The sequence below is a fragment of the Micromonospora sp. NPDC047756 genome, from assembly GCF_055587245.1.
The window spans coordinates 438,949-459,008 of the sequence record NZ_JBVJGQ010000005.1 but is presented as its reverse complement, the minus strand read 5'-3'; the positions used below and the strand labels follow the sequence as shown (position 1 = coordinate 459,008).

The window sequence follows — 20,060 nt, the reverse complement described above, 5'->3', positions numbered from 1 at the left end:
TCAGCGGCCGCCGGCGCGGAACACCTCGGTCACCGTACGGAGCACCACCTTGACGTCGAGCCAGAGGGACCAGTTCTCGATGTAGTAGTTGTCGAAGCGGGCCCGGTCGGAGATCGGGGTGTCACCGCGCAACCCGCTGACCTGCGCCAGACCGGTGAGCCCGACCGGGACGCGGTGGCGCATCGCGTACTGGGGGTATTCGGCGGAGAACTTCTCGACGAAGTAGGGGCGTTCGGGTCGGGGGCCGACCACGCTCATGTCGCCACGGAGGATGTTCCAGAGCTGCGGCAGCTCGTCGAGGGAGGTCCTGCGCATGATCCGACCGATCGGCCCCACCCGCCGGTCGTTGGCGATGGACCAGTTGGTCTGCGACTCGTGCTCGTCGACGGGGCGCATGGACCGGAACTTGATGATGTGGAAAGGCCGGCCGTGCCGACCGATGCGCTCCTGGTAGAAGAAGATGCCGGGGCCACCGTCGATGAGCGTGGCGACAGCGCAGATGAGGAGCACCGGGCTCAGCAGGAGCAGCGCCACCGAGGCGAACGCGATGTCCGACGCGCGCTTGAGCGCGGACTGCGGGCCGGAGAGGGTGATGTCGCCGATGCTGACGACCGGGACCGCGCCGATGTGGTCGCCGTGCGAACGGGACCCCCAGAGGGGGGTGGCCGCCCACAGGTCGCACTCGGCCGTCCGGGGCCGGGCCAGGATCTCCATGAGTGAGGTCTCGGAGCAGTTCGCGTCCGCGACGATCACCACGTCGCACTCGCGCAGCCGGACGAGGCTGTCCAGGTCGTCGAGGGATCCGATCAGCGGCAGCGCCGACGGGCCGTCCGGGGTGTCGACACAACCCACGAAGCGCAGGCCGTACTGGGGGTAGCGGCGCAGCAGCCGGGCGAGTTCCACGGCGGTGGGGCCACTGCCGACGATGATGGTGTTGTGCTCGACCCACCGGCGCTTGCGGGCGACGATGGCGAATTCGCGGGTGACGGCCCGTCCGAGGATGACCAGCCCCGCCGACGCGGCGACACCGCGGGTGAAGCTGAAGACGTACTCGGCGGATTCGTGACGCATCGCCGCGACGATGGCGACCGCGGACGCGGCGGCCAGCAGACGCCCGCAGAGGCTCGGCACCTCGTCGAGGAAGCTCACGTGCCGTCGTGCCCGGTAGAGGCCGCCGCTGGCAAAGACGATCACGGTCAGGACCGTCATGGCCAGGGTGCCGCGCCAGTACTGCTGGGTGACGAGCAGCGGCGTCAGCAGCGCCAGGACGTCGACCGGGGCGGTCATCATCCAGGCCCGCAGCCACCGGGTCCGGGTCGAGGCGCGCGATCCGGCGTACGGCAGGACGGCGGTCGTGTCCAGGCCGGCGCGAGGCTCGTGCGCCGCAGGCGCAGGCGCAGGCGCCGGCGCGGGTGCGGGCGGGGTCGAGCGCCGGTCGGCGGGCACCGGGAAGGCCGGGTTCTGATAGCCGGAAGTCTGGTGGCCGGCGGGCTGTTGGGCGGCGGGCTGGTAACCGGCGGGCTGGTAACCGGGGAACTGGTAGGCGGGAGGGCGACTCCCGCCACGGCTCCCCTCGTCGTCCCCCTCACCGTCGCCCTGGCCGTCGGTGGCGTTCCCGGCCCGGTCCTCGGCCGGCACCGGTCGATGCCACATAGCGGGCTGATTGGACATTGTGGACCTCCCCGTGAGGGCCGGCTGACCTGGCCGGTCCGAAATTCGAGACAAGGCGGCGGCCGGCGGCAACGACCGGCCCGGGTGTTACTTGGCGCTGGCGAGGATCTCGTCGACGGAGTCCCGGCGCACGGCATCGTAGAAGGTCTTTGCCTTCTCGGTGTTCGCGAAGACGACGCTCTCGCTGCCCACTCGACCGGTGCCCTTCGTCGGGCTGGTGACGAAGGTGAGGTTACGTCCACGGAGGTTCCGCAGGTCTGTCGCCATGCTGACGAGCGACATCTTCTCGTCCACCGACACGGCGCTCGAGGTCGCCTTGACGAAGGAGTTGAGCCGCCCGGGATTGGTGACGATGCCGCCGGAAACGGCCTTGTCGAGGATGGCCTTGATGACCTGCTGCTGGTGACGGATGCGGGCGAAGTCGCCGTCGGCGAACTGTTTGCGCTGGCGGGAGTAGTCCAGGGCCGTCTCGCCGTCCATCCGCTGCATGCCCTGCTCGAACTTGCGGAACGGCGGGTGGATCGACGTGAACGACTTCTCCGCGTTGATGTTGACGCCGTCCAGGGCGTCGATGATTTCCTTGAAGCCAGCGAAGTCGACAATCATGACGTGGTCGATTCGCACCGTGGTGAACGATTCGACTGTTTGCACCATCAGCGGAACGCCACCCCAGGCGTACGCTGCGTTGATCTTCGCATCGCGGCCGCCGTGCCCCCCGTTCTTGGACTTCGGCACGTTGACCCAGGTGTCCCGAGGGATCGAGACGAGTTGTGCGCTGGACCGGTCCTTCGGGATGTGCGCGACGATGATGGTGTCCGTACGCGAGCCGCCAGTGCTCTCCGGGTCCCGGGAGTCGCTGCCGAGGATCAGGATGTTCATCGCGCCGTCGGCGACCGCCTGCGGACGCCCCTCCTCGGGGACGTCGGCGAAGGCATCAACCCGGTCGATGTCCTTCTCGACCGAGCGGAGGTAGAGGGCGCCACCGATCATGCTGCCGCCGCCCAGGATCGCTGCGACTACCAGGCAGATGACGAGGACGCGACGCCAGCGGGGACCGCGACGTCGCCGCTTGCCCCCGGACGGGACATCCTCGTGCGGGTCGACTGCGTGTGGATCGACGAACGCGGTGTCGGCATCGGTGTACCGCTGAGCACCAGACATGCCGGCGATGCTACTAATTGCGAGCGCCTGTCGTGCACCCTCGTCCTTTCGGCTATCGCACGCCTGCCGACCGGGGCGGCGAACCCGGCCCTGCGGCCGGACGGACTGCCGGGAACGCCGGCCCGGAAGCGTTTTCCAGGCCCTATTCTGCCGCCCCCGCGGGAGGGTGGAGCAACGTGACCATCCGCTTTCGCGAGGACACTCCCGCTGCCGCCCGAACCCTGCTACAACGGCACCCGTGGATCGAATCAAGCTCCGACGGGCCGTCGCGCGTACTCCACTCGCCCCGATCGCCGCCTTTCCCAAGAGGCTCCGCACGGTCGCGCGGCACGACGCGAAGGTGCTGCGCCGCTCGGCGCGCTGGCTGCTGACCTCCCGCGAGCACCACAACTACACGTACGACCTCACCTCGTTGAGCCGCAACCACCTCGCCTGGTTCGTCAGCGTGGTCTGCGACATCCCGGTCAAACAGGTACGCGCGTACCTCGGCGAGATCGAGTCGGACGACGGCCTGCGCCAACACCTCCTGGCAGCGATCGCCGCCTCGGACCGGCGCGGCCTCGCCGACAAGGAGATCCGCTACGCCCGGCGGATCGGCTGGTACGCCATCGTCCGTGCCACCCGCCCCACCCACGTCGTCGAGACCGGTGTCGACAAGGGACTCGGCAGCGTCGTCCTGGCCTCCGCCCTGCTGCGCAACGCGCAGGAGGGGCACCCGGGCCGCGTCACCTCCCTGGACATCAACCCCGAGGCCGGCTACCTCGCCCGGGTCGCGCCGTGGTCGGAGGTCGTCGACCTGGTGATCGGCGACTCGATCGCCTCGATCGGCGCGCTGGACCGCCCGGTCGACCTGTTCCTGCACGACAGCGACCACAGCCGAGCCCACGAGAAGCGTGAGTTCGACGCCGTGGAACCCAAGCTCGCACCCGGCGCGATCCTGCTCACCGACAACGTCACCAGCACCAACGTGCTCGCCGAGCACGCCGAACGCACCGGCCGGCGGTTCCTCGCCTACCGGGAGACCCCGGCCAACCACTGGTACCCGGGCGACGGGATCGGCGTGGCATGGTAGCCGGGTGCGGTTGACCTCGATTCACACGTACCCCGTCAAGGGTTGTCACCGGCTCGACCACGACGGCGCGTTCCTGCACCGGTGGGGTCTGGCCGGCGACCGGCGGTGGATGGTCGTGGACGCCGACGGGGTCGGCGTCACCCAGCGGGACACGACCCGGCTCGTCGGCCTGCGCGCCTCCGTGCACCCCGGGGGCCTGTCGCTGCGCGCCGACGGGCAACCCGACCTCGACGTGCCCGAGCCGGCCGGCGGCGAACCGGTCGGGGTCCGTACCTTCCGCAGCCGCACCTTCCCGGTCCCCGCGCTGCCGGCCGGCCGCGCGGCCGACGACTGGCTCGAAGCTCTGCTCGGCCGACCGGTCCGACTGGTCTGGCTGGCCCAACCGACCCGCCACCTGGCCGCCGGAACCCGCGAACACGACACCGGCGACCAGGTCAGCTTCGCCGACGCCTACCCGGTGCTGCTGGCCAACGCCACCTCCCTCGACGCCCTCAACGACTGGCTGGCCGAGGCGGGGGAGGAACCGGTGCCGATGACCCGCTTCCGACCCAACCTGGTCGTCAGCGGTGCGCCGGCCTGGTCCGAGGACGACTGGGTAGGTCGGCGGCTGCGCATCGGCGACCGGACGTTCCAGGCCGCCGGGCCGTGCGACCGCTGCGTGGTGACCACCACCGACCAGGAGACCGGGGTACGCACCAGGGAGCCGCTGCGCACCCTCGGGCGGCACCGCAACGTCAGGCAGAAACTCCTCTTCGGACTGAACCTGGTGCCGCTCGACAGCGGACCGCTGGCGGTGGACGCCCCGGTGGTCCTCGCGCCCTGACCGGTCGCCGACCAGCAACCGGCACCTCACGGTCACCGTCCGTCGATGCTGTCTTAGCTTTGGCTTAGCCCGCTTGTCCGTACCCGACCGGGTCCGGCAGCATCGCCGTCGTGACGGACGGAAGCGCTGTCGACATCAACATCGACCTGGACCATTCTCCAGAGGACCGGCCCACGCCGTCGTCCGGCGCGAAACCCTGGCTGGTGGCCACCGGCGTCACAGTCCTCGCGGCGACGCTCGGGCTCACCCTCACCCTGCGCTCCGGCTCCACCCCGGCCTGCGCCGCCGGCCGCACGCTGGCCGCCGCGCCACCCACCGGCAACGCCACGCACACCGGCAAGGCCACCTTCTACGACTCGAAGGGCGCGGGCGGCAACTGCTCGAACCCGGCTGCCCCGGCCAACCGGCTCTACGTCGCGCTCGGTCCGACGGAATACTCCGCCGGCGCCGCCTGCGGCGGATTCCTCGACGTCGTCGGCCCCAAGGGCACCGTCCGGGTGCTCATCATGGACCAGTGCCCGGAGTGCGAACCCGGCCACCTCGACCTGTCCCGCGAGGCCTTCGCCCGGATCGCCGACCCCGTCCAGGGCCTCGTCCCGGTGACCTACCGCGCGGTGGTCAACCCGCCGCTGCCCGGACCACTCACCTTCCGGATCAAGGAGGGCGCGTCGCAGTGGTGGTTCGCCGTCCGCGTCGGCAACCACGGCAACCCGCTGCGGTCCGTCGAGGTCCGGCAGCGCGACAGCGATCCCTGGCAGTCGGCGGCCCGGCAGGACTACAACTACTGGCTGATCGCCTCCGGCGTCGGGCCGGGCCCGTTCAGCGTCCGGGTCACCGACGTGTACGGCAACCGGGTCACCGCCGGTGGCATCCGTTTGGCGCCGGGCCAGGTGCAGAACAGCGCGGTCCGGATGTACGCACCCGGTGCCGGGGCCGCCCCCCGCCGTCCGTCCGCGTCGCCCCGCCCGCCGAGCAGCCGACCCACCGTCACGCCGACGCCGACCCGTCGCTCGGTCGAGGTGGCGAGGACGAGCGCTCCGGCCACCGACGCGCCGACCACCAGCTCGGCCCGGGCCAACGCCCGGTGGTGCGGGGGCTGACCGCTCAGGCGGGAACCGTCAGATCGAGCCACATCAGGATCTCGTCCCGGTCATCGTCGGGGGCTACCCGCAACGCGCCCGGAAGCCGACCGACCTCCCGGTACCCGAGGCGACCGTAGAACTTGTCCAACCCCAGCCCGTCGCGCACCGTGACGTGCAGTGCCTCGTGGCCCAAAGCCCTGCCCAGTCGCTCGGCCTCCACCATCAGCGCCGAGCCGTAGCCGGTGCCCTGGGTGCTCGGGTGGACCATCACCCGCTTCACCGTGCGCCAGTGCGCCGTGAGCGGAAAACGGTTGTCACTGAAGATCAGCATTGCCGCCAGCCGGTCGCCGGAGTAGCCGACCAACAGCCGGTCCGGTCCGTCCGCGATGCCGGCGAAGGTCGGATCGGCGGTGACGTGCACCTCGGCGGCGGTGACCGGTGGTACGAAGCCGACCGCCCCGCCCGCGTTGCTGACGTCCACCCAGAGGTCGACGATCTCGGCGCGTAGCTGCGGGGTCAGGTCAGGATCGAGGACGAAGCGCAGGCTCACGCTCGCCATCCTGACCCAACGACCAGGCCCACGACCCGCGACAGTGACGCGCCCGACAACCCGTTCGGGGGTACGTGATCGGTGTTTCCTGTGCGGGAGAGGGGATTCGAACCCCCACATCCTTCCGGATACAGGTTCCTAAGACCTGCGCGGCTGCCGTTACGCCACTCCCGCCAACTCCCTGAGTCTAGAGTGTCTGGCTGCGACGGTGTTGAGCCCGGCCTCCCTGAGAATGGTCGAGATCGTGCCGTGCCCAACTCTGCATCCCCCACGGGGCAGATCGCGAAGGATGCCGGACAGCCGCTTCGGTCCGACATCCGGGTGCTCCAGCGCCTGTTCTATTACGGCCTCATGATGAGCCCTTGAACGCCAGTCACGGTTCGGACGTGGTCTCAACACCCCGTCCTGCTCCAGTCTTCGCCGAATCTTGTGTAGATACGCCGGGGTCCAGCCCAACTGTCGTGCCGCCTCCGTGGCCGTCACCTGCTGGGCATCGACCCGGCCGAACACGTCGACAATTTCTTGGCGATGGGAAGATCGGTAGAACGGTTCCGGCGGCCGGCGTAGGTGTCGGTCTGGCTGTGACAGTTCGGGCAGAGAATCCGCAGGTTGGGTGGTCGGTTGTCGAGGAAATCCCCGTTTATGTGGTCGACGTGCAGAACGAGCGGTGCGCCCCGCCACACCGGCCCTATCCCGCACCCCTCGCACTCCTCCAGCACGCCGATCGTGCCCAGTGCCCACTTCAACCGCACCCCTGGCGTCCGCCGGGACCCGTCGGGCAGCACGACCAGGAGCTGCGAGGAGGTGGTGCGCCGTTCGCCACGTCGCCCCTTGTTGTGCGCCTGCCTCATGAAGTGCGACGTGTCGATGCCGAACCGCTTGAGCTGTCGGCTGATGTGCGCGTGTGAGCCACCGCTGACGCGAACGCCGAGCAACCGCATCACCTCGGTGATGTTGCGGGCGGCGGCGGCAGCGGCGGCCAGTGCTTCCGGGGTGTACTTGTATCGGACCACTGACGGACCGTAGCGCCCCGGTACGACAGTCAGTCCAGGCCGAGGTCGCGGCGGAGCTTGGCGACGTGCCCGGTGGCCTTGACGTTGTAGAGCGCCCGGTCGACCTTGCCGTCGGCGTCGATCACGAACGTCGAGCGGATCACGCCGGTGACGGTCTTGCCGTAGAGCTGCTTCTCGCCGTACGCGCCGTAGGCGGTCAGCACCGACTTGTCCGGGTCCGACACCAGCGGGAAGGTGATGGCGTCGCGCTCGCGGAACTTCGCCAGTTTCTCCGGCTTGTCCGGGGAGATGCCGACGACCTCGTAGCCGGCGGCCTGGAGGGAGGCGAGTGAGTCGCGGAAGTCGCAGGCCTGCTTGGTGCAGCCGGGAGTCATCGCCGCCGGGTAGGCGTACAGGACGACCTTGCGACCTCGCAGGTCGGCGAGGGAGAGCTGGTCGCCGGTGTCGGTGGCGAGGGTGAACTCGGGCGCTGGGTCACCGGGGGAGAGTCGGTCGGGCGAGGTCATGGCCCGACCCTACCGTCGTGCCGGCGGACGCCGTCACCGGCGACGCGGGCCGTCGCCACGAGCGTGCGCCTGTCGTCGGTGGGCGGGGACGCGGGGGTTGATCATCAGGGGGTTGGCTGCTGGCAACCCGTCGTTCACAGGCTTGACCTGCTAGAGGTGATCAAGACCATGCCCTGTTGCCAGGCTCTGGCAACAACTAGTCCTGGGAAATAGGCTGTCCCACGCCGGCCCGGCCGGGCCCGCTGACGCGTAGGAGGTCGCGTGGAGACACTGGCGATGCACATCTCGAACGGGATCATCGACGGTCCCGTTGCAGCGATCTTCGCTGCGCTCGCTCTTGCCGCGCTCACCTTCTGCGTTCTGCGCGGCCGGCGCGACCTGGACGACCGGCTGGCCCCGATGGCCGGCCTGGTGGCGGCGTTCATCTTCGCCGTCCAGATGCTCAACTTCCCGATCTTCACGGCCGGTGTCAGTGGCCACCTGCTCGGTGGGGCGCTCGCCGCGATGCTCGTCGGTCCGTGGGTCGGCGCGCTCTGCGTCTCCGTGGTGCTGGTCGTGCAGGCGCTGATCTTCGGCGACGGCGGTGTGGCGATGCTCGGCCTCAACATCACCAACATGGCGCTGCTCGGCACCGCCGCGGCGTACGCGCTGATCGCGCTGCTGCTGCGGGTGCTGCCCCGGACCCGGGCGGGTCTGGCGGTGACCGCGTTCGTCGCCGCGATGCTCAGCGTGGTGGTCGCGTCCCAGGGCTTCGTCGTGCAGTACTGGCTGGGCGGCACCACCGACCTGGGCGGCAACCTGGCCGGCCTGGCCGGCACGATGGCCGGAACCCACCTGCTGATCGGCATCGGCGAGGGCCTGATCACCGCGACCACCGTGCTCACCGTCGCGAAGGTGCGACCCGACCTGGTGTACGCGCTGCGCTCCCTGCGCACCCCCACCGCCCCCGCTGTCCCGGTCTCCGGAGGTGTCCGATGAAGAACCGTTCCTGGGCCTTCCTGGCCGGCGGCCTGCTGGTCGCCCTGCTGCTCGCCGGAGTGGTCAGCAACTACGCCTCGTCCCACCCGGACGGGTTGGACTCCTCGCTGCTCGAGGGCTGCACCGTCGACGCCGACGACAACATCGTCGGCGGCAGCTGCCCGGCCCAGCAGGCGAAGGACCACGAGTTGGCCGACAGCCCGCTGGCCGACTACGGCGTCCGGGGCGTGCGGAACAGCTTCGTCTCCACCGGCCTGTCCGGGGTGCTCGGGGTGCTGGTCACCTTCGCGGTCGGAGCCGGCGGGTTCTGGCTGCTGCGCCGCCGGGGCGGCACGCCGACCGGCGCTGACGCGGCGACGTCCACCGGGAACGCCACGCCCGCCGAGGACGACGCGGCGACGTCGCCCACCGCCGCGACAAGCTGAACAGGGGTACGCGGATGGGGGCCGGTCACGGGCACGTGCTGTACCGCGAGTCGGACTCGCCGGTGCACCGGCTCCCGCCCGAGGTCAAGATCGTGGCGATGGTGGTCTTCACCCTCGCCGTGGTGGCCACCCCACGCGAGGCGTTCTGGGCCTTCGGCGCGTACGCCGTGCTGGTGGCGGCGGTGGCGGCGCTGGCCCGGGTGGGTCCACGGTGGTTGCTCAGCCGCGCGTTGATCGAGCTGCCGTTCGTGTTGTTCGCGGTCGCCCTGCCGTTCCTCGGCAGCGGCGACCGGGTCGAGGTGCTGGGCCTGCGCCTGTCCGAGGACGGGCTGCACGGCGCGTGGAACATTCTGGCCAAGGGCACCCTGGGGGTGCTCGCCTCGCTGCTGCTGGCCGCGACCACCACCACCCGGGACCTGATCGTGGGGCTGGACCGGCTGCACTGCCCGCAGGTGCTCACCCAGATCGCCTCGTTCATGCTGCGCTACCTCGACGTGCTGGTGGGCGAGGCACGGCGGATGCGGGTGGCCCGGATCTCCCGGGGAGACGACCCACGGTTCCTGTGGCAGCTGCGGGGCTTCGCGGCCGGGATCGGCGCGTTGTTCCTGCGCGCCTTCGAGCGCGGCGAGCGGGTCTATCTGGCCATGCTGTCCCGCGGCTACACCGGGCGGATGCCCGCTGTGTGGCAGGGCGAGGGTGCGGCGAGCGCCGGTCAGTGGCTGGTCGCGGCGACCGTACCGGTGTTGGCGGCCTCCATCGCCGCGACCGCCGTCGTACTGTCATGATCGGTGTCGTGCAGACCGCTGTCTCGCTGGACGTTCGGGGTGTTCGTTACGCGTACCCGGACGGGCACGTCGCCCTTCAGGGGGTCGACCTGAACGTGCCGCGGGGCGACCGGGTGGCGCTGCTCGGGCCCAACGGCGCGGGGAAGACCACGCTGGTGCTGCACCTCAACGGCATCCTCACCCCGACCGAGGGCAGCGTGAGCGTCGGCGGGCTGACCGTCACCCCGGATCGGGCCACCCTGGCCGAGGTCCGCCGCCGGGTGGGCATCGTCTTCCAGGACCCGGACGACCAGTTGTTCCTGCCCACGGTGACGGAGGACGTGGCGTTCGGGCCGGCGAACCTGGGTCTGCGCGGGGCCGAGTTGGCCGCCCGGGTGGACGAGGCGCTCGCCGCGGTGGGGATGAGTGAGCACCGGGGCAGGGCCCCGCAGCACCTGTCGTTCGGGCAGCGTCGCCGGGTGGCGGTGGCCACCGTGCTCGCCATGCACCCGGAGATCCTGGTTCTCGACGAGCCCTCGTCGAACCTGGACCCGGCGGCCCGTCGGGAGCTCGCCGAGATCCTGCGGGGCCTGCCGGTGACCCTGCTGATGGTCACGCACGACCTGCCGTACGCGGCGGAGCTGTGCGAGCGTTCGGTGATCCTCGACGACGGCCGGATCGTCGCGGACGCCCCCACCCCCACCCTGCTCAACGACGCCGACCTACTGGCCAGACACCGCCTGGAACTCCCCCGAGGCTTCACCCCGCACCCCTAGCCCCAACGCCATGTGCGTCAGGCGGAGCGGCTGTTCGTCACCCGGCGCCACCTCGCCGATCATGCGGTTGTGGTGGGCAACAAAACGCCCGTAAACCGCCAACCCGGGCACCATAACTGCATGATCGGCGCGCCCCCGCGGCCCCTGCCCCGCGATCTTGCACTTTCTGCGGCGACATAAGTGCCGAAATCGGGGCGTAACGGCGACCCAAAGTGCAAGATCGGCGCCGTGCGCAAGATCGGCGCGGCGCGCGGGCGGCGCGGCGCGGGGGGGCCGCGCGGGGGTCAGGGGGTGGGGACTGCTGCGGTGGTGGTGCGGGAGGTGGCATGCAGGCGCAGGATGCCGGCGGCTGTCGCGCCGGCGCCGGTGATCAGGAAGGTCGCCACCATCACCCGGGCGGTCGCGGGTGACCAGGGCACCGGGGCGATGGCGCGGGCGAACACGGCGGCGTTCGACGCTCCGGCGAAGAGCGCCAGGCAGGCCCCGGCCAGGGCGACCACGAAGTCGGCGGCCGGGCGGCGGCTCAGCGCGTACCAGCCGGCGGCGATCGCGCCGAGCCCGGTGAGCAGGGGCCAGATCTGCCCGGAGAGCAGCCCGACGAGCACCCCGCCCACGCCCTGGGCGCCCGCGTCCAACTCCCGTCCCACCGGGTACCCGACGGCCAGCGCGCCGCCGACGATCAGCAGCACGCCGAGCGCGGACAGCGCGCGGGCACCGGCCGGGGCGGTGGCGGCGAACAGGCCGAGCGCGCCCACCGCGAGCAGCCCCACGATGGTCACGGCCCACCAGGTGTACGCGTCCGGCGGCGGCACCCAGTCCAGCGTGCCGCCGATCGTCACCGGGTCGGTGCCGTCGCGCAGCGGGACGGCCCAGTCCCGGACCCGGTGTTCGCGGTCCGGTGCGGCGCGTACCGCGGCCGGTGGCGTCGACTCCTGCCACAGCGCGCGCTGGTCGTGCCAGCGCGCCGTGGTGCCGTCGTCGACCCGTTGCCAGGAGGGCGCGGCGGCCGGGTCGGCCTCGGCCGGGAGTTCGGTGTCCCCGTCGATGGTGCGGTTCAGGTACGTGGCGGGGGAGTGGCTGTTCTCGAAGACCCCGTCCGGGCCGACGCGCAGGTACGGCTCGCCGGAGTAGCCGATGACCTCGATGGCGCGGCCGGTGCGGTTGGTCAGTTCCAGTCGGGCGCCCGCCTCGATGACGCGTACCTCAAGCCCTGGCCGTGCCGGTGCGACGCCGGTGGTCCGGGTGCGGTAGTCGGTGCCGTCGGGTGCGTCCGCGCCGTGGGCGGCGGCGGGCGCCGCGCTGATCACTGTCGCCAGGCCGGCTGCGGCAGCGACCAGGGCGGCGCGGCCCAGCAGGGTACGGATCACTTGCCGGCCGCCGCCACGGCTGCGGTGAGAGCGTCCGGGGTGGGGTTCTCGACGGGTTGACCGTTGACCTTGACGGTCGGCGTGCCGGTGACGTTGCTGCGGCTGGCGTCGTCGGTGACGTGTTCGGTCCAGCCCTTGTACGTTCCGTCCCTGACGCAACTGCCGAAGGAGCCCCGATCGAGGCCCACGCTGGTGCCGATGTCGATGAGCGTGTCGTCGGTGAGCCCGGCGCTGCCTTCCGGCGGCTGCTGGGCGAAGAGCGCCTTGGCGTACTCGTGGTACTTGCCGCCCGCCGCGGCGCAGCCGGAGGCGGCCGAGGAGCGGGTGGAGTACTGGGTGGTGGAGAAGCGGTTGAGGTACGCGACCGGGTGGTAGACCACCTTCGCCTTGTTGTCGGCCACCAGCTGTTCGAGGGTGGACCCGCTGGTCTGCTCGAACTGCTTGCAGGCCGGGCAGAGGAAGTCCTCGTAGACGTCGACGGTGACCGGCCCGCCGCCGGTGACGATGCCGGTGCCCTGCGCGTTGGCGCCGGGTGGGGTGGTGAAGTCGTCGGAGCGCTGGCTGGACCAGACGGCCCAGCCGATGCCGGCGGCGATGACCAGGACGAGGACCGCGGCGGCGGAGACCCAGATCGTGCGGCGGCGGCGCCGTTCGCGGGCCAACTGCTCGCGGACCACCCGGGCGGCGTCCCGCTGCCCCTTGCGACTACTCATCCTCGTCCTCCACAACGGGTTCGCCGGACAACCACCCGTCCACCGATACCGGCGTACGAGGCCAGATCAGCAGAAATCCGGCCAAGACCAAGAATCCCAGGTCCCGGAGGATCTCCGGGAGGTAACTGGGTGCCTGCCCCGCCGCCAGTTGCCCGCCGCTGCCGAAGCAGCCGCAGTCGATGGCCAGCCCCCGCGCCCAGGCCGAGGCGATCCCCGCGATGAAGACCACCAGCAGCGCGGCGGACACCCCGGCGACCAACCGGGTGGCCAGCCCGAGCAGCAGCAGCACGCCCAACGCCAGCTCGACGAAGGGCAGCGCCGCGCCGATCACGGTCGCCAGGTCGTACGGCATCACCTGGTACGCGTTGACCGCCCGCCCGGAGGCGGCGAGGTCGCTGACCTTCGACGCGCCGGCGACCAGCCAGACGGCGGCGAGGCCGAGTCGGGCCGCGATGCCGAGCCACGGGCGGACCAGTGGCCAACGGCCCCACCGGGGGGAAGGTGCTGTCACGCTCATTTGTCGTTCCGTCCGCGCCGGAAGTTCCGCGTTCAGCCGGTCAGGGCGTCGCCGACCGCCTCGACCAGGTCGTCCCGGGCCCGGGCGACCCGGGACCGGATGGTGCCCACCGGCACCCCTTCGACGGTGGCGGCCTCGGCGTACGACAGGCCGAGCAGTTGGGTGAGCACGAACGCCGAGCGCCGCTCGGGGCCGAGGCGACGGACGAGGTCGGCGGCGCCGAACTGACCGGCGGGGTCGGGGTGCGGTCGGTCGGTGTACGCGTTCGCCGCCAGGCGCTCGTCGAGCCGCCGACGCCTGATGACGGTGCGCAGGTGGTCGGCGCAGGCCCGGCGGGCGATGCCGAGCAACCAGGTGCGGGCGCTGGAGCGACCCTCGAAGGCGGGGAGCGCCCGGAACGCCCGCAGGTAGGTCTCCTGGGTCAGGTCGTCGGCGCTGTCCGGGTCGACCAGGGCGGCGGCGAACCGCCAGACCTCGGCCTGGGTGAGCCGGACGAACGCCGCCTGGGCGGTCGGGTCGCCGTGGCGGGCGGTCAGCGCCCACTCGGTTGCCGGGTCCCGGGCGACCTCGTCGGCCGGCTCAGCCGGACTGACGGCACCGGAGTCACGCGGGACAGGGATCACGACACACCAGGTTACGCGGCGGCCGGCGGCGCGTCAGGATCGTTCGACCCTTGGATGGTCTGCACCACGTCGGGAACTTTTCTCCGTTCCGGGCCGACTACCACTTCATGACGTGCGACCACCGACGCGATCACCCCCCTCGGGTCGTCGAAAGGCACACCTATCGGCGACCATGTCCGGCATGACTGTCGCCCCCCGCCGCTGGGCCGCCAGGCTGGCCGCAGCCGCCGGCCTCCTCGTCACCGTCGTCGCCCTGTTGATCGCGCCAGCCACCTCCGCCAGCGCCCACGCGGTGCTGGAGAGCAGCAGCCCGGCCGCCTCCTCCATCGTGCCGAGCGGGCCGTCCGAGGTGGTTCTCACGTTCAGCGAGTCGGTCCGCAAGGTGCCCGGCAAGATCCGGATCATCGCACCGGACGGCTCCCGGGCCGACCGGGGCGAACCGTCGTTCGGTGACGCCGTCGTGACCATCCCGGTGGATCCGGCCGGCTCGCGCGGCACCTACCTGGTCAGCTTCCGGGTGATCTCCGCCGACAGCCACCCGGTTTCCGGCGCGTTCACCTACTCGGTCGGCGCGCCCTCGACCCCACCCGTCGACTCCGGCACGGACAGCCGCGCCAACCCGGTGGTGGAGACGGCGGTGAAGGTCGCCCGCTTCCTCGGCTACGCCGGCCTGGTGCTGCTGGTCGGGCCGGCGCTGGTGCTCGCCGCCCTGTGGCCGCGGCGGCTCTCCCGGCGGGGGCCGACCCGGCTGGCCTGGACCGGCCTTGGTCTGGTGGCCGTCGCCACCCTCGCCGACCTGTGGTTGCAGGTGCCGTACACGGCCGGTGGTGGTTTCTTCGACGTCACCGGCGAGGGGTTCGGCACTGTCTTCGGCAGCACCTTCGGCGCCGCCCACCTGGTTCGACTCGGCCTGCTGGCGGCGTCCGTCTTCCTGCTCCGCCCGCTGCTGGCCCGGCCGGCGGGCCGCGCGGACGCGATCATTCTGGCCGTGCTCGGCGGCGCCGCGCTGCTGACCTGGCCGTTGGCCGGGCACGCGGCGGCCTCCCCGGCACCGGCGGTCTCGGTGGTGGTCGACGCGGTGCACCTGGGCAGCATGGCGGTCTGGCTGGGTGGTCTGCTCATGCTCGCCGTCTTCCTGCTGCGCCAGGCCGACGAGCGGGAGCTGGGCGCGATCCTGCCGATCTGGTCGCGCTGGGCGGCGCTCGCCGTCTCGGCGCTGCTGCTGGCCGGCACCGTTCAGGCGCTGATCGAGGTGGCCACCCCGCAGGCGCTCTTCGACACCACGTACGGGCGCCTGTTGCTGGCCAAGATCGGGCTGTTCGCGATCGTCATCGCCGTGGCCGCGTACTCCCGGAAGTTGGTGCGCAGTCGCGTCGCGGCGCAACGCCCGGTGCCGGTGCGCCGGGCGGTCCTGGTGGAGCTGGCCGTCACCGTCGTGGTGCTGGCCGTGTCCGCCACGCTCGTGCAGACCACGCCCGCGCGCACCGCCGCGGCCGGGCCGTCCGCCGGGGCCGAGTCCGGCCTCTTCAGCACCAGGCTCTCCAGCCCGCTGCTGTCCGTCGAGGTCGAGGTGAGCCCGGCCGGGCGGGGCAACAACACGGTGCACCTGTACGCGTACGACAAGGCCAACCAGCCACTGCTGGTCGAGGAGTGGAAGGCGACAGCCGCGCTGCCCTCGGCCGGGATCGAGCCGATCGAGGTGCCGTTGCTGCGGTTGACGGACAGTCACGCCTACGGCGACATCAGCATGCCGACCTCCGGCGAGTGGCAGCTGAAGATCACCGCTCGAACGACCGACATCGACCAGGCCACGGTGACCGCCACCGTGCCCATCCGTTAGAGAGGTTCGCGAAACCCATGACCCGAATCCGGCGTACCGCAACCGCCGCTGCCGCCCTGGCGTTCACCGCCGCCGCCACCGCTGTGCTCGGCTTCGCCGGACCGGCGTCCGCGCACGTCACGGTGAACCCGAAGGAGGCAACCCAGGGTGGCTACGCCCGGGTGGCGTTCCGGGTGCCCAACGAGAGTGACACCGCGTCGACCATCAAGCTGGAGGTGGTGCTGCCGGAGAACGCCCCGGTCGGCTCGGTGTCGACGATGCCGGTGCCCGGCTGGACGGTCGCCACGGAGAAGCGCAAGGTGGACCCGCCGATCGAGGTGCACGGCAGCCAGCTCACCGAAGCCGTCTCCAAGATCACCTGGACGGCCTCGGCCGACGCGGGGGTGAAGCCGGGTCAGTTCCAGGAGTTCCCCGTCTCGATGGGGCCGCTGCCGCAGGTCGAGTCGATGGTCTTCAAGACCCTGCAGACCTACTCGGACGGCAACATCTCGCGGTGGATCGATGAGCCGGCCCCGGGTGCCGAGGAGCCGGAGAACCCCGCTCCGGTGCTCACCCTGGCCGCCGCGGCGGCGCCGGCGGGCTCGGCCTCGCCCAGCGCGGCCGTGGCCTCGCCCGACGACGATGACGACGACGACGGCAACGGGCTCGCGGTCGGCCTCGGTGTGGCCGGTCTCGTCGCCGGTCTGGCCGGTCTGGTGCTGGGCGGGCTGGCGTTCACGCGTACCCGCCGGGAGCCGGTCGCGAAGGTCTGACCCCGTTTCACCCGCTGGCCCGCCGGATCTTCCGGCGGGCCAGCGCGCTTTCCGGAGTCGATGCCGACCGTGCCGTGGATATCCCCTGATCAGACGGGCTACGTCGGTAAGGTCGGCCGGGTATTTGGCTACGGAGGGGGACGGTGCGAATGCGGTTCGTGCGGGTGATCGCCGGAGTGCTGCTGTTGGTGGTGGGAATTCCGGCGCTGTTCGCCGGTGGCGGGCTGTGGCTGGTGACCCGACACGCCGACCCCGGCGGGTCCTTCGCCGCCCGTTTCGAGACTGTCCGCACGCCCGGTCACGCGATCGTCGTCACCGACCTCGACCGGTTGCTGCGGCAGGAAGCGCCCTTCGCGCGTACCGCGCAGACCCGGCTGCGTCTGGACGCCCGCACCACGGGCGGGCCGGCCTTCGTCGGCTTGGCGCCCACCGCCGAGGTGCGTGGGTGGCTGGAGGCGGTGCCGCACGCCACGGTTCGCCGCGTGGCGCTGGCCCGGGGTCCGCTGCCGGTCCGGCTCGATCCGGCCGCCGGCACCCCGGGCGTCGCGCCGGCCGACGGGGTCGTCACACCGCTGGGCCAACCCTTCTGGGTACGCGAGGGGATCGGCTCGCTGGAGTGGAGCGCGGACGACCTCGCCGGCGAACCCATGAGTCTGGTGGTGATGCGCCCCGACGGAGAGGAGGACCTCGCCCTGGACCTGCACGCCGAGTTGCGGGTCGGGTGGACCGGCCCGGCCACCTGGGCTCTGCTGACGGTCGGCGTGCTGCTGGTGGTGTGCGCGGCGCTGCTCCTGCTGCGGCCGCTACGGCCACGCGAGGTGATCTTCGTGGTCGAGCCGGATCAGGTGCCGGTGCTCGCCGGCCGGCTCGGGGTCAGCTCGCTGAGTGGCCTGGGCCCCCGGCAACCCGAGCCGTCCCCGCCGTTGCCGCTCCGACAACTCGCCCCGGTCGGCTCCGGCGCCCCGGAACCCGCCCGGTCGGCGATCGGCGCGGCCCGCGCGGCCACCCTCGCCGACCTGGACGAACCGGTCCGGCTGCCCCGCCCGCCGGAGGTGACGTTGAGTCTCGCCTGGCCGCCGGCCGACGTGGACGAGCCCACGGCCCGGCCGGTGGTGGCCGCACCGGGTGACGACCCGGCCCGTGGCGGCCCGATCGGGTGACGGCCCGGCCGGTGGTGGTGGGTGAGACGGCGAGTGGCCCACCGCGCTGCCGACGCGGAGGGCCACCCTCACCGGGGGAGCGGTGCTACCCGAGCGACGCTTGAGGTAGATGAGGACAGATTAGCGGCGAACGTGGCTACTCGGGAGGTCTGTCCAATTGGTGCGATTTTCCGCATCGAGTGTCGAGCGCACCGGCAACGCCGCCAGCAGCAGCAGGCTGAGCAGCACGTAGGTGTTCTGCACGACGAAGTCCACCGGGTCGTGGGTGCGGACCGGTCCCGCGCCCCAGGCCTGGAACGTCACCACGCCGTAGATGGTCACGGCGGTGATGCCCAGGGCCAGCCCGGCCAGCCACCGACGCCGGCGTGCCTCGTCCGGACGGTTCGCGCTCAACGCCGCGTCGGCGAGCAGCACCACCGCCGGCACGAACCAGTAGATGTGGTGGGTCCAGGTGATCGGGCTGGCCAGGGCGCCGACCAACCCGGTCAACGTCAGGCCGGTCAACGCGTCACCGGCCCGCGCGGCGCGGGCGGCCCGCCACAGCCCGTAGCCGGCGACCGCGGTCACCAGCAGCAGCCAGAGCAGCCGGTCCGGCTTCTCCGGCTCGGTGAACCGGCTGAGCAGGCCGAACAGCGACTGGTTGCCGACGATGTCGGTGCGTCCCACCCGCTCGGTGGTCCACAACTCGTGCGTCCAGAACCGCCACGAGTCACGTGGGGCGATCGCCGCCGCGAGCAGCGTCGCCGCCGCGGCGGTCGCGCTCGCCACCGCCGCGGCCCGCCACCGCCGGGTGGCCAGCAGATAGACGATGAAGATGCCGGGAAACAGCTTGAGTGCCGTCGCCAGCCCCACGCCCACCCCGGCCCAGCGTCGCGCCTGCGGCACCGCGAACAGCAGATCGGCCAGAATCAGCACGACCAACAGCATGTTGATCTGGCCGAAGGTGATCGTCTCGCGGATGCTCTCCACCGCCAGCACCAGCAGGACGGCGGCGACCAGGGTGAACGTGCGGGGCAGGTGGTGTCGGGCGATCACCGGCGTTACCAGCCACCGGGTGGTCACCACCACGGCCAGCACGGTGAGCGCCGTGAAGATCGCCACGGTGGCGCCGAGCCGTAACAGGCCGAACGGCCACAGCAGCAGCGCGCTGAAGGGCGGGTAGGTGAAGTACAGCTCGCCCTGCACCCGGTCGGGCTGTACGTAGTCGTAGAGCGGGTGGCCGACGCGCCACCAGTCCATCGCGGACATGTAGATCTTGAGATCGAAGAAGTTGTGCACGAGGCCGGGCAGGTACAGCGCTGGCAGCACCGCGCCGAGGGCCACCACCGCGACCAGACGACGGACCGTACGGCCGCCGGGATCGTCTTCGGTGACGGCGGGCGGTGCGACGGGTTCTGCTGGCACCCCGAAACCCTAGCGGTCCGCTCCGCCGAGAGCGCGCAGCCGCGGGGCGTGGGCTGCGCGTAGGCTGTCCCGGTGGCTGATCTCCTCGTCTGGATCGACTGTGAGATGACTGGGTTGGACCTCGGCAGGGACAAACTGATCGAGGTTGCGGCACTGGTCACCGATCCTGACCTCAACGTGCTGGGTGACGGTGTCGACGTGGTCATCCACGCCGACGAGGCGGCGCTGGAGGGGATGCCGGAGGTCGTGCAGACGATGCACGCCAAGTCCGGCCTCACCGAGGAGGTCCGTCGTTCGGCGGTCACCCTCGCCGAGGCCGAGGACCTGGTCCTGGAGTACGTCCGCACCTTCGTCAAGGACCCGCGTACGGCGCCGCTCTGCGGCAACTCGATCGCCACCGACCGGGGCTTCATCGCCCGGGACATGCCCCGCCTCGACGCCCACCTGCACTACCGCATGATCGACGTGTCGTCGATCAAGGAACTCTGCCGCCGCTGGTACCCCCGCGTGTACTTCGGTCAGCCGCAGAAGGGTCTCGCGCACCGGGCGCTGGCCGACATCCGGGAGAGCATCCGGGAGTTGGAGTACTACCGGCGCACCGTCTTCGTTCCGCTGCCCGGCCCGGACGTCGAGACCGCCAAGGCCATCGCCGCCGAACTCTGACCGCGCCGGCTCGTCCGGGGGAGCAGGGAACCCGCTGGACGAGGTACGTCGGGGTGTGGCTATTATTGGTCCGCACCCCGCCCGGAGCGATCAACCGGGCGACGGCGGCGTGGTGGCTGTAGCTCAGTTGGCAGAGCACCGGGTTGTGGTCCCGGTTGTCGGGGGTTCAATTCCCCTCAGTCACCCCACTGGTTTCACTG

At 71.4% G+C, this 20,060-nt stretch carries 21 protein-coding genes and 2 tRNA genes; 12 read left to right on the top strand and 11 right to left on the bottom strand.

Translation table 11 applies throughout. The features are described 5' to 3' along the window. Complete coding sequence (locus ACZ6NZ_RS18815) at positions 1-1,671, bottom strand: sugar transferase (protein WP_465859288.1); 1,671 nt, start codon at positions 1,669-1,671, stop codon at positions 1-3. 87 nt (positions 1,672-1,758) lie between these two features. After that, complete coding sequence (locus tag ACZ6NZ_RS18810) at positions 1,759-2,832, bottom strand: LCP family protein (RefSeq protein WP_366612856.1); 1,074 nt, start codon at positions 2,830-2,832, stop codon at positions 1,759-1,761. Between the two features lie 238 nt (positions 2,833-3,070). On the opposite strand from ACZ6NZ_RS18810, the gene ACZ6NZ_RS18805 reads away from it, so the two are divergent. The 3 genes from ACZ6NZ_RS18805 (at position 3,071) to ACZ6NZ_RS18795 (ending at position 5,827) form a co-directional block, all read left to right on the top strand. Further along, positions 3,071-3,904: an O-methyltransferase gene (locus ACZ6NZ_RS18805; protein ID WP_465859286.1), complete on the top strand. Its 834-nt coding sequence runs from the start codon at positions 3,071-3,073 to the stop codon at positions 3,902-3,904. Positions 3,905-3,908: 4 nt separating this feature from the next. Beyond that, positions 3,909-4,727 carry an MOSC domain-containing protein gene (locus ACZ6NZ_RS18800; protein ID WP_465859284.1) on the top strand — a complete coding sequence of 273 codons (819 nt, stop codon included), beginning with the start codon at positions 3,909-3,911 and terminating at the stop codon, positions 4,725-4,727. 110 nt (positions 4,728-4,837) lie between these two features. Next, the gene (locus tag ACZ6NZ_RS18795; RefSeq protein ID WP_465859282.1) at positions 4,838-5,827 is read left to right on the top strand and encodes an expansin EXLX1 family cellulose-binding protein; all 990 of its coding nucleotides are present in this window, start codon (positions 4,838-4,840) and stop codon (positions 5,825-5,827) included. Between the two features lie 4 nt (positions 5,828-5,831). Here ACZ6NZ_RS18795 and ACZ6NZ_RS18790 read toward each other — a convergent pair whose 3' ends face one another. The 4 genes from ACZ6NZ_RS18790 to bcp form a co-directional block, all read right to left on the bottom strand. Further along, positions 5,832-6,359 (bottom strand): GNAT family N-acetyltransferase, encoded by a 528-nt coding sequence (locus ACZ6NZ_RS18790; RefSeq protein WP_465859280.1) that lies wholly within the window; start codon positions 6,357-6,359, stop codon positions 5,832-5,834. 91 nt (positions 6,360-6,450) lie between these two features. Continuing rightward, positions 6,451-6,533: transfer RNA gene (locus ACZ6NZ_RS18785), tRNA-Leu, on the bottom strand. 305 nt (positions 6,534-6,838) lie between these two features. Next, complete coding sequence (locus ACZ6NZ_RS18780) at positions 6,839-7,372, bottom strand: HNH endonuclease signature motif containing protein (RefSeq protein WP_465859278.1); 534 nt, start codon at positions 7,370-7,372, stop codon at positions 6,839-6,841. Positions 7,373-7,401: 29 nt separating this feature from the next. Next, positions 7,402-7,878 (bottom strand): thioredoxin-dependent thiol peroxidase, encoded by a 477-nt coding sequence (bcp, locus tag ACZ6NZ_RS18775; RefSeq protein WP_366612846.1) that lies wholly within the window; start codon positions 7,876-7,878, stop codon positions 7,402-7,404. A 261-nt stretch (positions 7,879-8,139) separates the two neighbouring features. On the opposite strand from bcp, the gene ACZ6NZ_RS18770 reads away from it, so the two are divergent. Genes ACZ6NZ_RS18770 through ACZ6NZ_RS18755 form a run of 4 tightly spaced genes read left to right on the top strand, consistent with a single transcriptional unit; the run spans position 8,140 to position 10,821 of the window. Beyond that, positions 8,140-8,856, top strand: coding sequence for an energy-coupling factor ABC transporter permease (locus ACZ6NZ_RS18770; RefSeq protein WP_366612845.1), 717 nt, complete (start codon positions 8,140-8,142; stop codon positions 8,854-8,856). Beyond that, positions 8,853-9,281 (top strand): PDGLE domain-containing protein, encoded by a 429-nt coding sequence (locus tag ACZ6NZ_RS18765; RefSeq protein ID WP_465859275.1) that lies wholly within the window; start codon positions 8,853-8,855, stop codon positions 9,279-9,281. The genes ACZ6NZ_RS18770 and ACZ6NZ_RS18765 overlap by 4 nt, the downstream gene beginning before the upstream one ends. A gap of 14 nt (positions 9,282-9,295) precedes the next feature. Then, positions 9,296-10,066: a cobalt ECF transporter T component CbiQ gene (cbiQ, locus tag ACZ6NZ_RS18760; RefSeq protein ID WP_465859274.1), complete on the top strand. Its 771-nt coding sequence runs from the start codon at positions 9,296-9,298 to the stop codon at positions 10,064-10,066. Beyond that, positions 10,063-10,821, top strand: coding sequence for an energy-coupling factor ABC transporter ATP-binding protein (locus ACZ6NZ_RS18755; protein WP_465859272.1), 759 nt, complete (start codon positions 10,063-10,065; stop codon positions 10,819-10,821). The genes cbiQ and ACZ6NZ_RS18755 overlap by 4 nt, the downstream gene beginning before the upstream one ends. A gap of 284 nt (positions 10,822-11,105) precedes the next feature. Here ACZ6NZ_RS18755 and ACZ6NZ_RS18750 read toward each other — a convergent pair whose 3' ends face one another. From ACZ6NZ_RS18750 to ACZ6NZ_RS18735, 4 genes are read right to left on the bottom strand one after another with little or no spacing between them, the layout of a single operon-like run. Further along, a complete protein-coding gene (locus ACZ6NZ_RS18750) occupies positions 11,106-12,188 on the bottom strand; it encodes a hypothetical protein (protein ID WP_465859270.1) in 1,083 nt (360 codons plus the stop codon). Next, positions 12,185-12,901, bottom strand: coding sequence for a DsbA family protein (locus tag ACZ6NZ_RS18745; protein ID WP_465859268.1), 717 nt, complete (start codon positions 12,899-12,901; stop codon positions 12,185-12,187). The genes ACZ6NZ_RS18750 and ACZ6NZ_RS18745 overlap by 4 nt, the downstream gene beginning before the upstream one ends. Next, a complete protein-coding gene (locus tag ACZ6NZ_RS18740) occupies positions 12,894-13,418 on the bottom strand; it encodes a MauE/DoxX family redox-associated membrane protein (RefSeq protein ID WP_366612839.1) in 525 nt (174 codons plus the stop codon). The genes ACZ6NZ_RS18745 and ACZ6NZ_RS18740 overlap by 8 nt, the downstream gene beginning before the upstream one ends. 32 nt (positions 13,419-13,450) lie before the next feature. After that, entirely contained in the window at positions 13,451-14,041 is a 591-nt protein-coding gene (locus ACZ6NZ_RS18735) for a sigma-70 family RNA polymerase sigma factor (RefSeq protein ID WP_465859266.1), read from the bottom strand. A 172-nt stretch (positions 14,042-14,213) separates the two neighbouring features. Here ACZ6NZ_RS18735 and ACZ6NZ_RS18730 point away from each other — a divergent pair, with 172 nt between their 5' ends. The 3 genes from ACZ6NZ_RS18730 (at position 14,214) to ACZ6NZ_RS18720 (ending at position 17,793) form a co-directional block, all read left to right on the top strand. Continuing rightward, complete coding sequence (locus ACZ6NZ_RS18730; protein ID WP_465859264.1) at positions 14,214-15,881, top strand: copper resistance CopC/CopD family protein; 1,668 nt, start codon at positions 14,214-14,216, stop codon at positions 15,879-15,881. Between the two features lie 17 nt (positions 15,882-15,898). Further along, on the top strand, positions 15,899-16,633 hold the full coding sequence (locus tag ACZ6NZ_RS18725) for a YcnI family copper-binding membrane protein (RefSeq protein ID WP_366612836.1): 735 nt from the start codon (positions 15,899-15,901) through the stop codon (positions 16,631-16,633). 149 nt (positions 16,634-16,782) lie between these two features. Further along, a complete protein-coding gene (locus ACZ6NZ_RS18720) occupies positions 16,783-17,793 on the top strand; it encodes a hypothetical protein (RefSeq protein WP_465859490.1) in 1,011 nt (336 codons plus the stop codon). 120 nt (positions 17,794-17,913) lie between these two features. Here ACZ6NZ_RS18720 and ACZ6NZ_RS18715 read toward each other — a convergent pair whose 3' ends face one another. After that, positions 17,914-19,197 (bottom strand): glycosyltransferase 87 family protein, encoded by a 1,284-nt coding sequence (locus tag ACZ6NZ_RS18715; RefSeq protein ID WP_465859262.1) that lies wholly within the window; start codon positions 19,195-19,197, stop codon positions 17,914-17,916. A 72-nt stretch (positions 19,198-19,269) separates the two neighbouring features. Here ACZ6NZ_RS18715 and orn point away from each other — a divergent pair, with 72 nt between their 5' ends. Together orn and ACZ6NZ_RS18705 are read left to right on the top strand one after the other, a co-directional pair. Next, the gene (gene orn / locus ACZ6NZ_RS18710; protein WP_357352045.1) at positions 19,270-19,860 is read left to right on the top strand and encodes an oligoribonuclease; all 591 of its coding nucleotides are present in this window, start codon (positions 19,270-19,272) and stop codon (positions 19,858-19,860) included. Positions 19,861-19,972: 112 nt separating this feature from the next. After that, positions 19,973-20,048, top strand: a tRNA-His gene (locus tag ACZ6NZ_RS18705). Positions 20,049-20,060 lie beyond the last annotated feature (12 nt).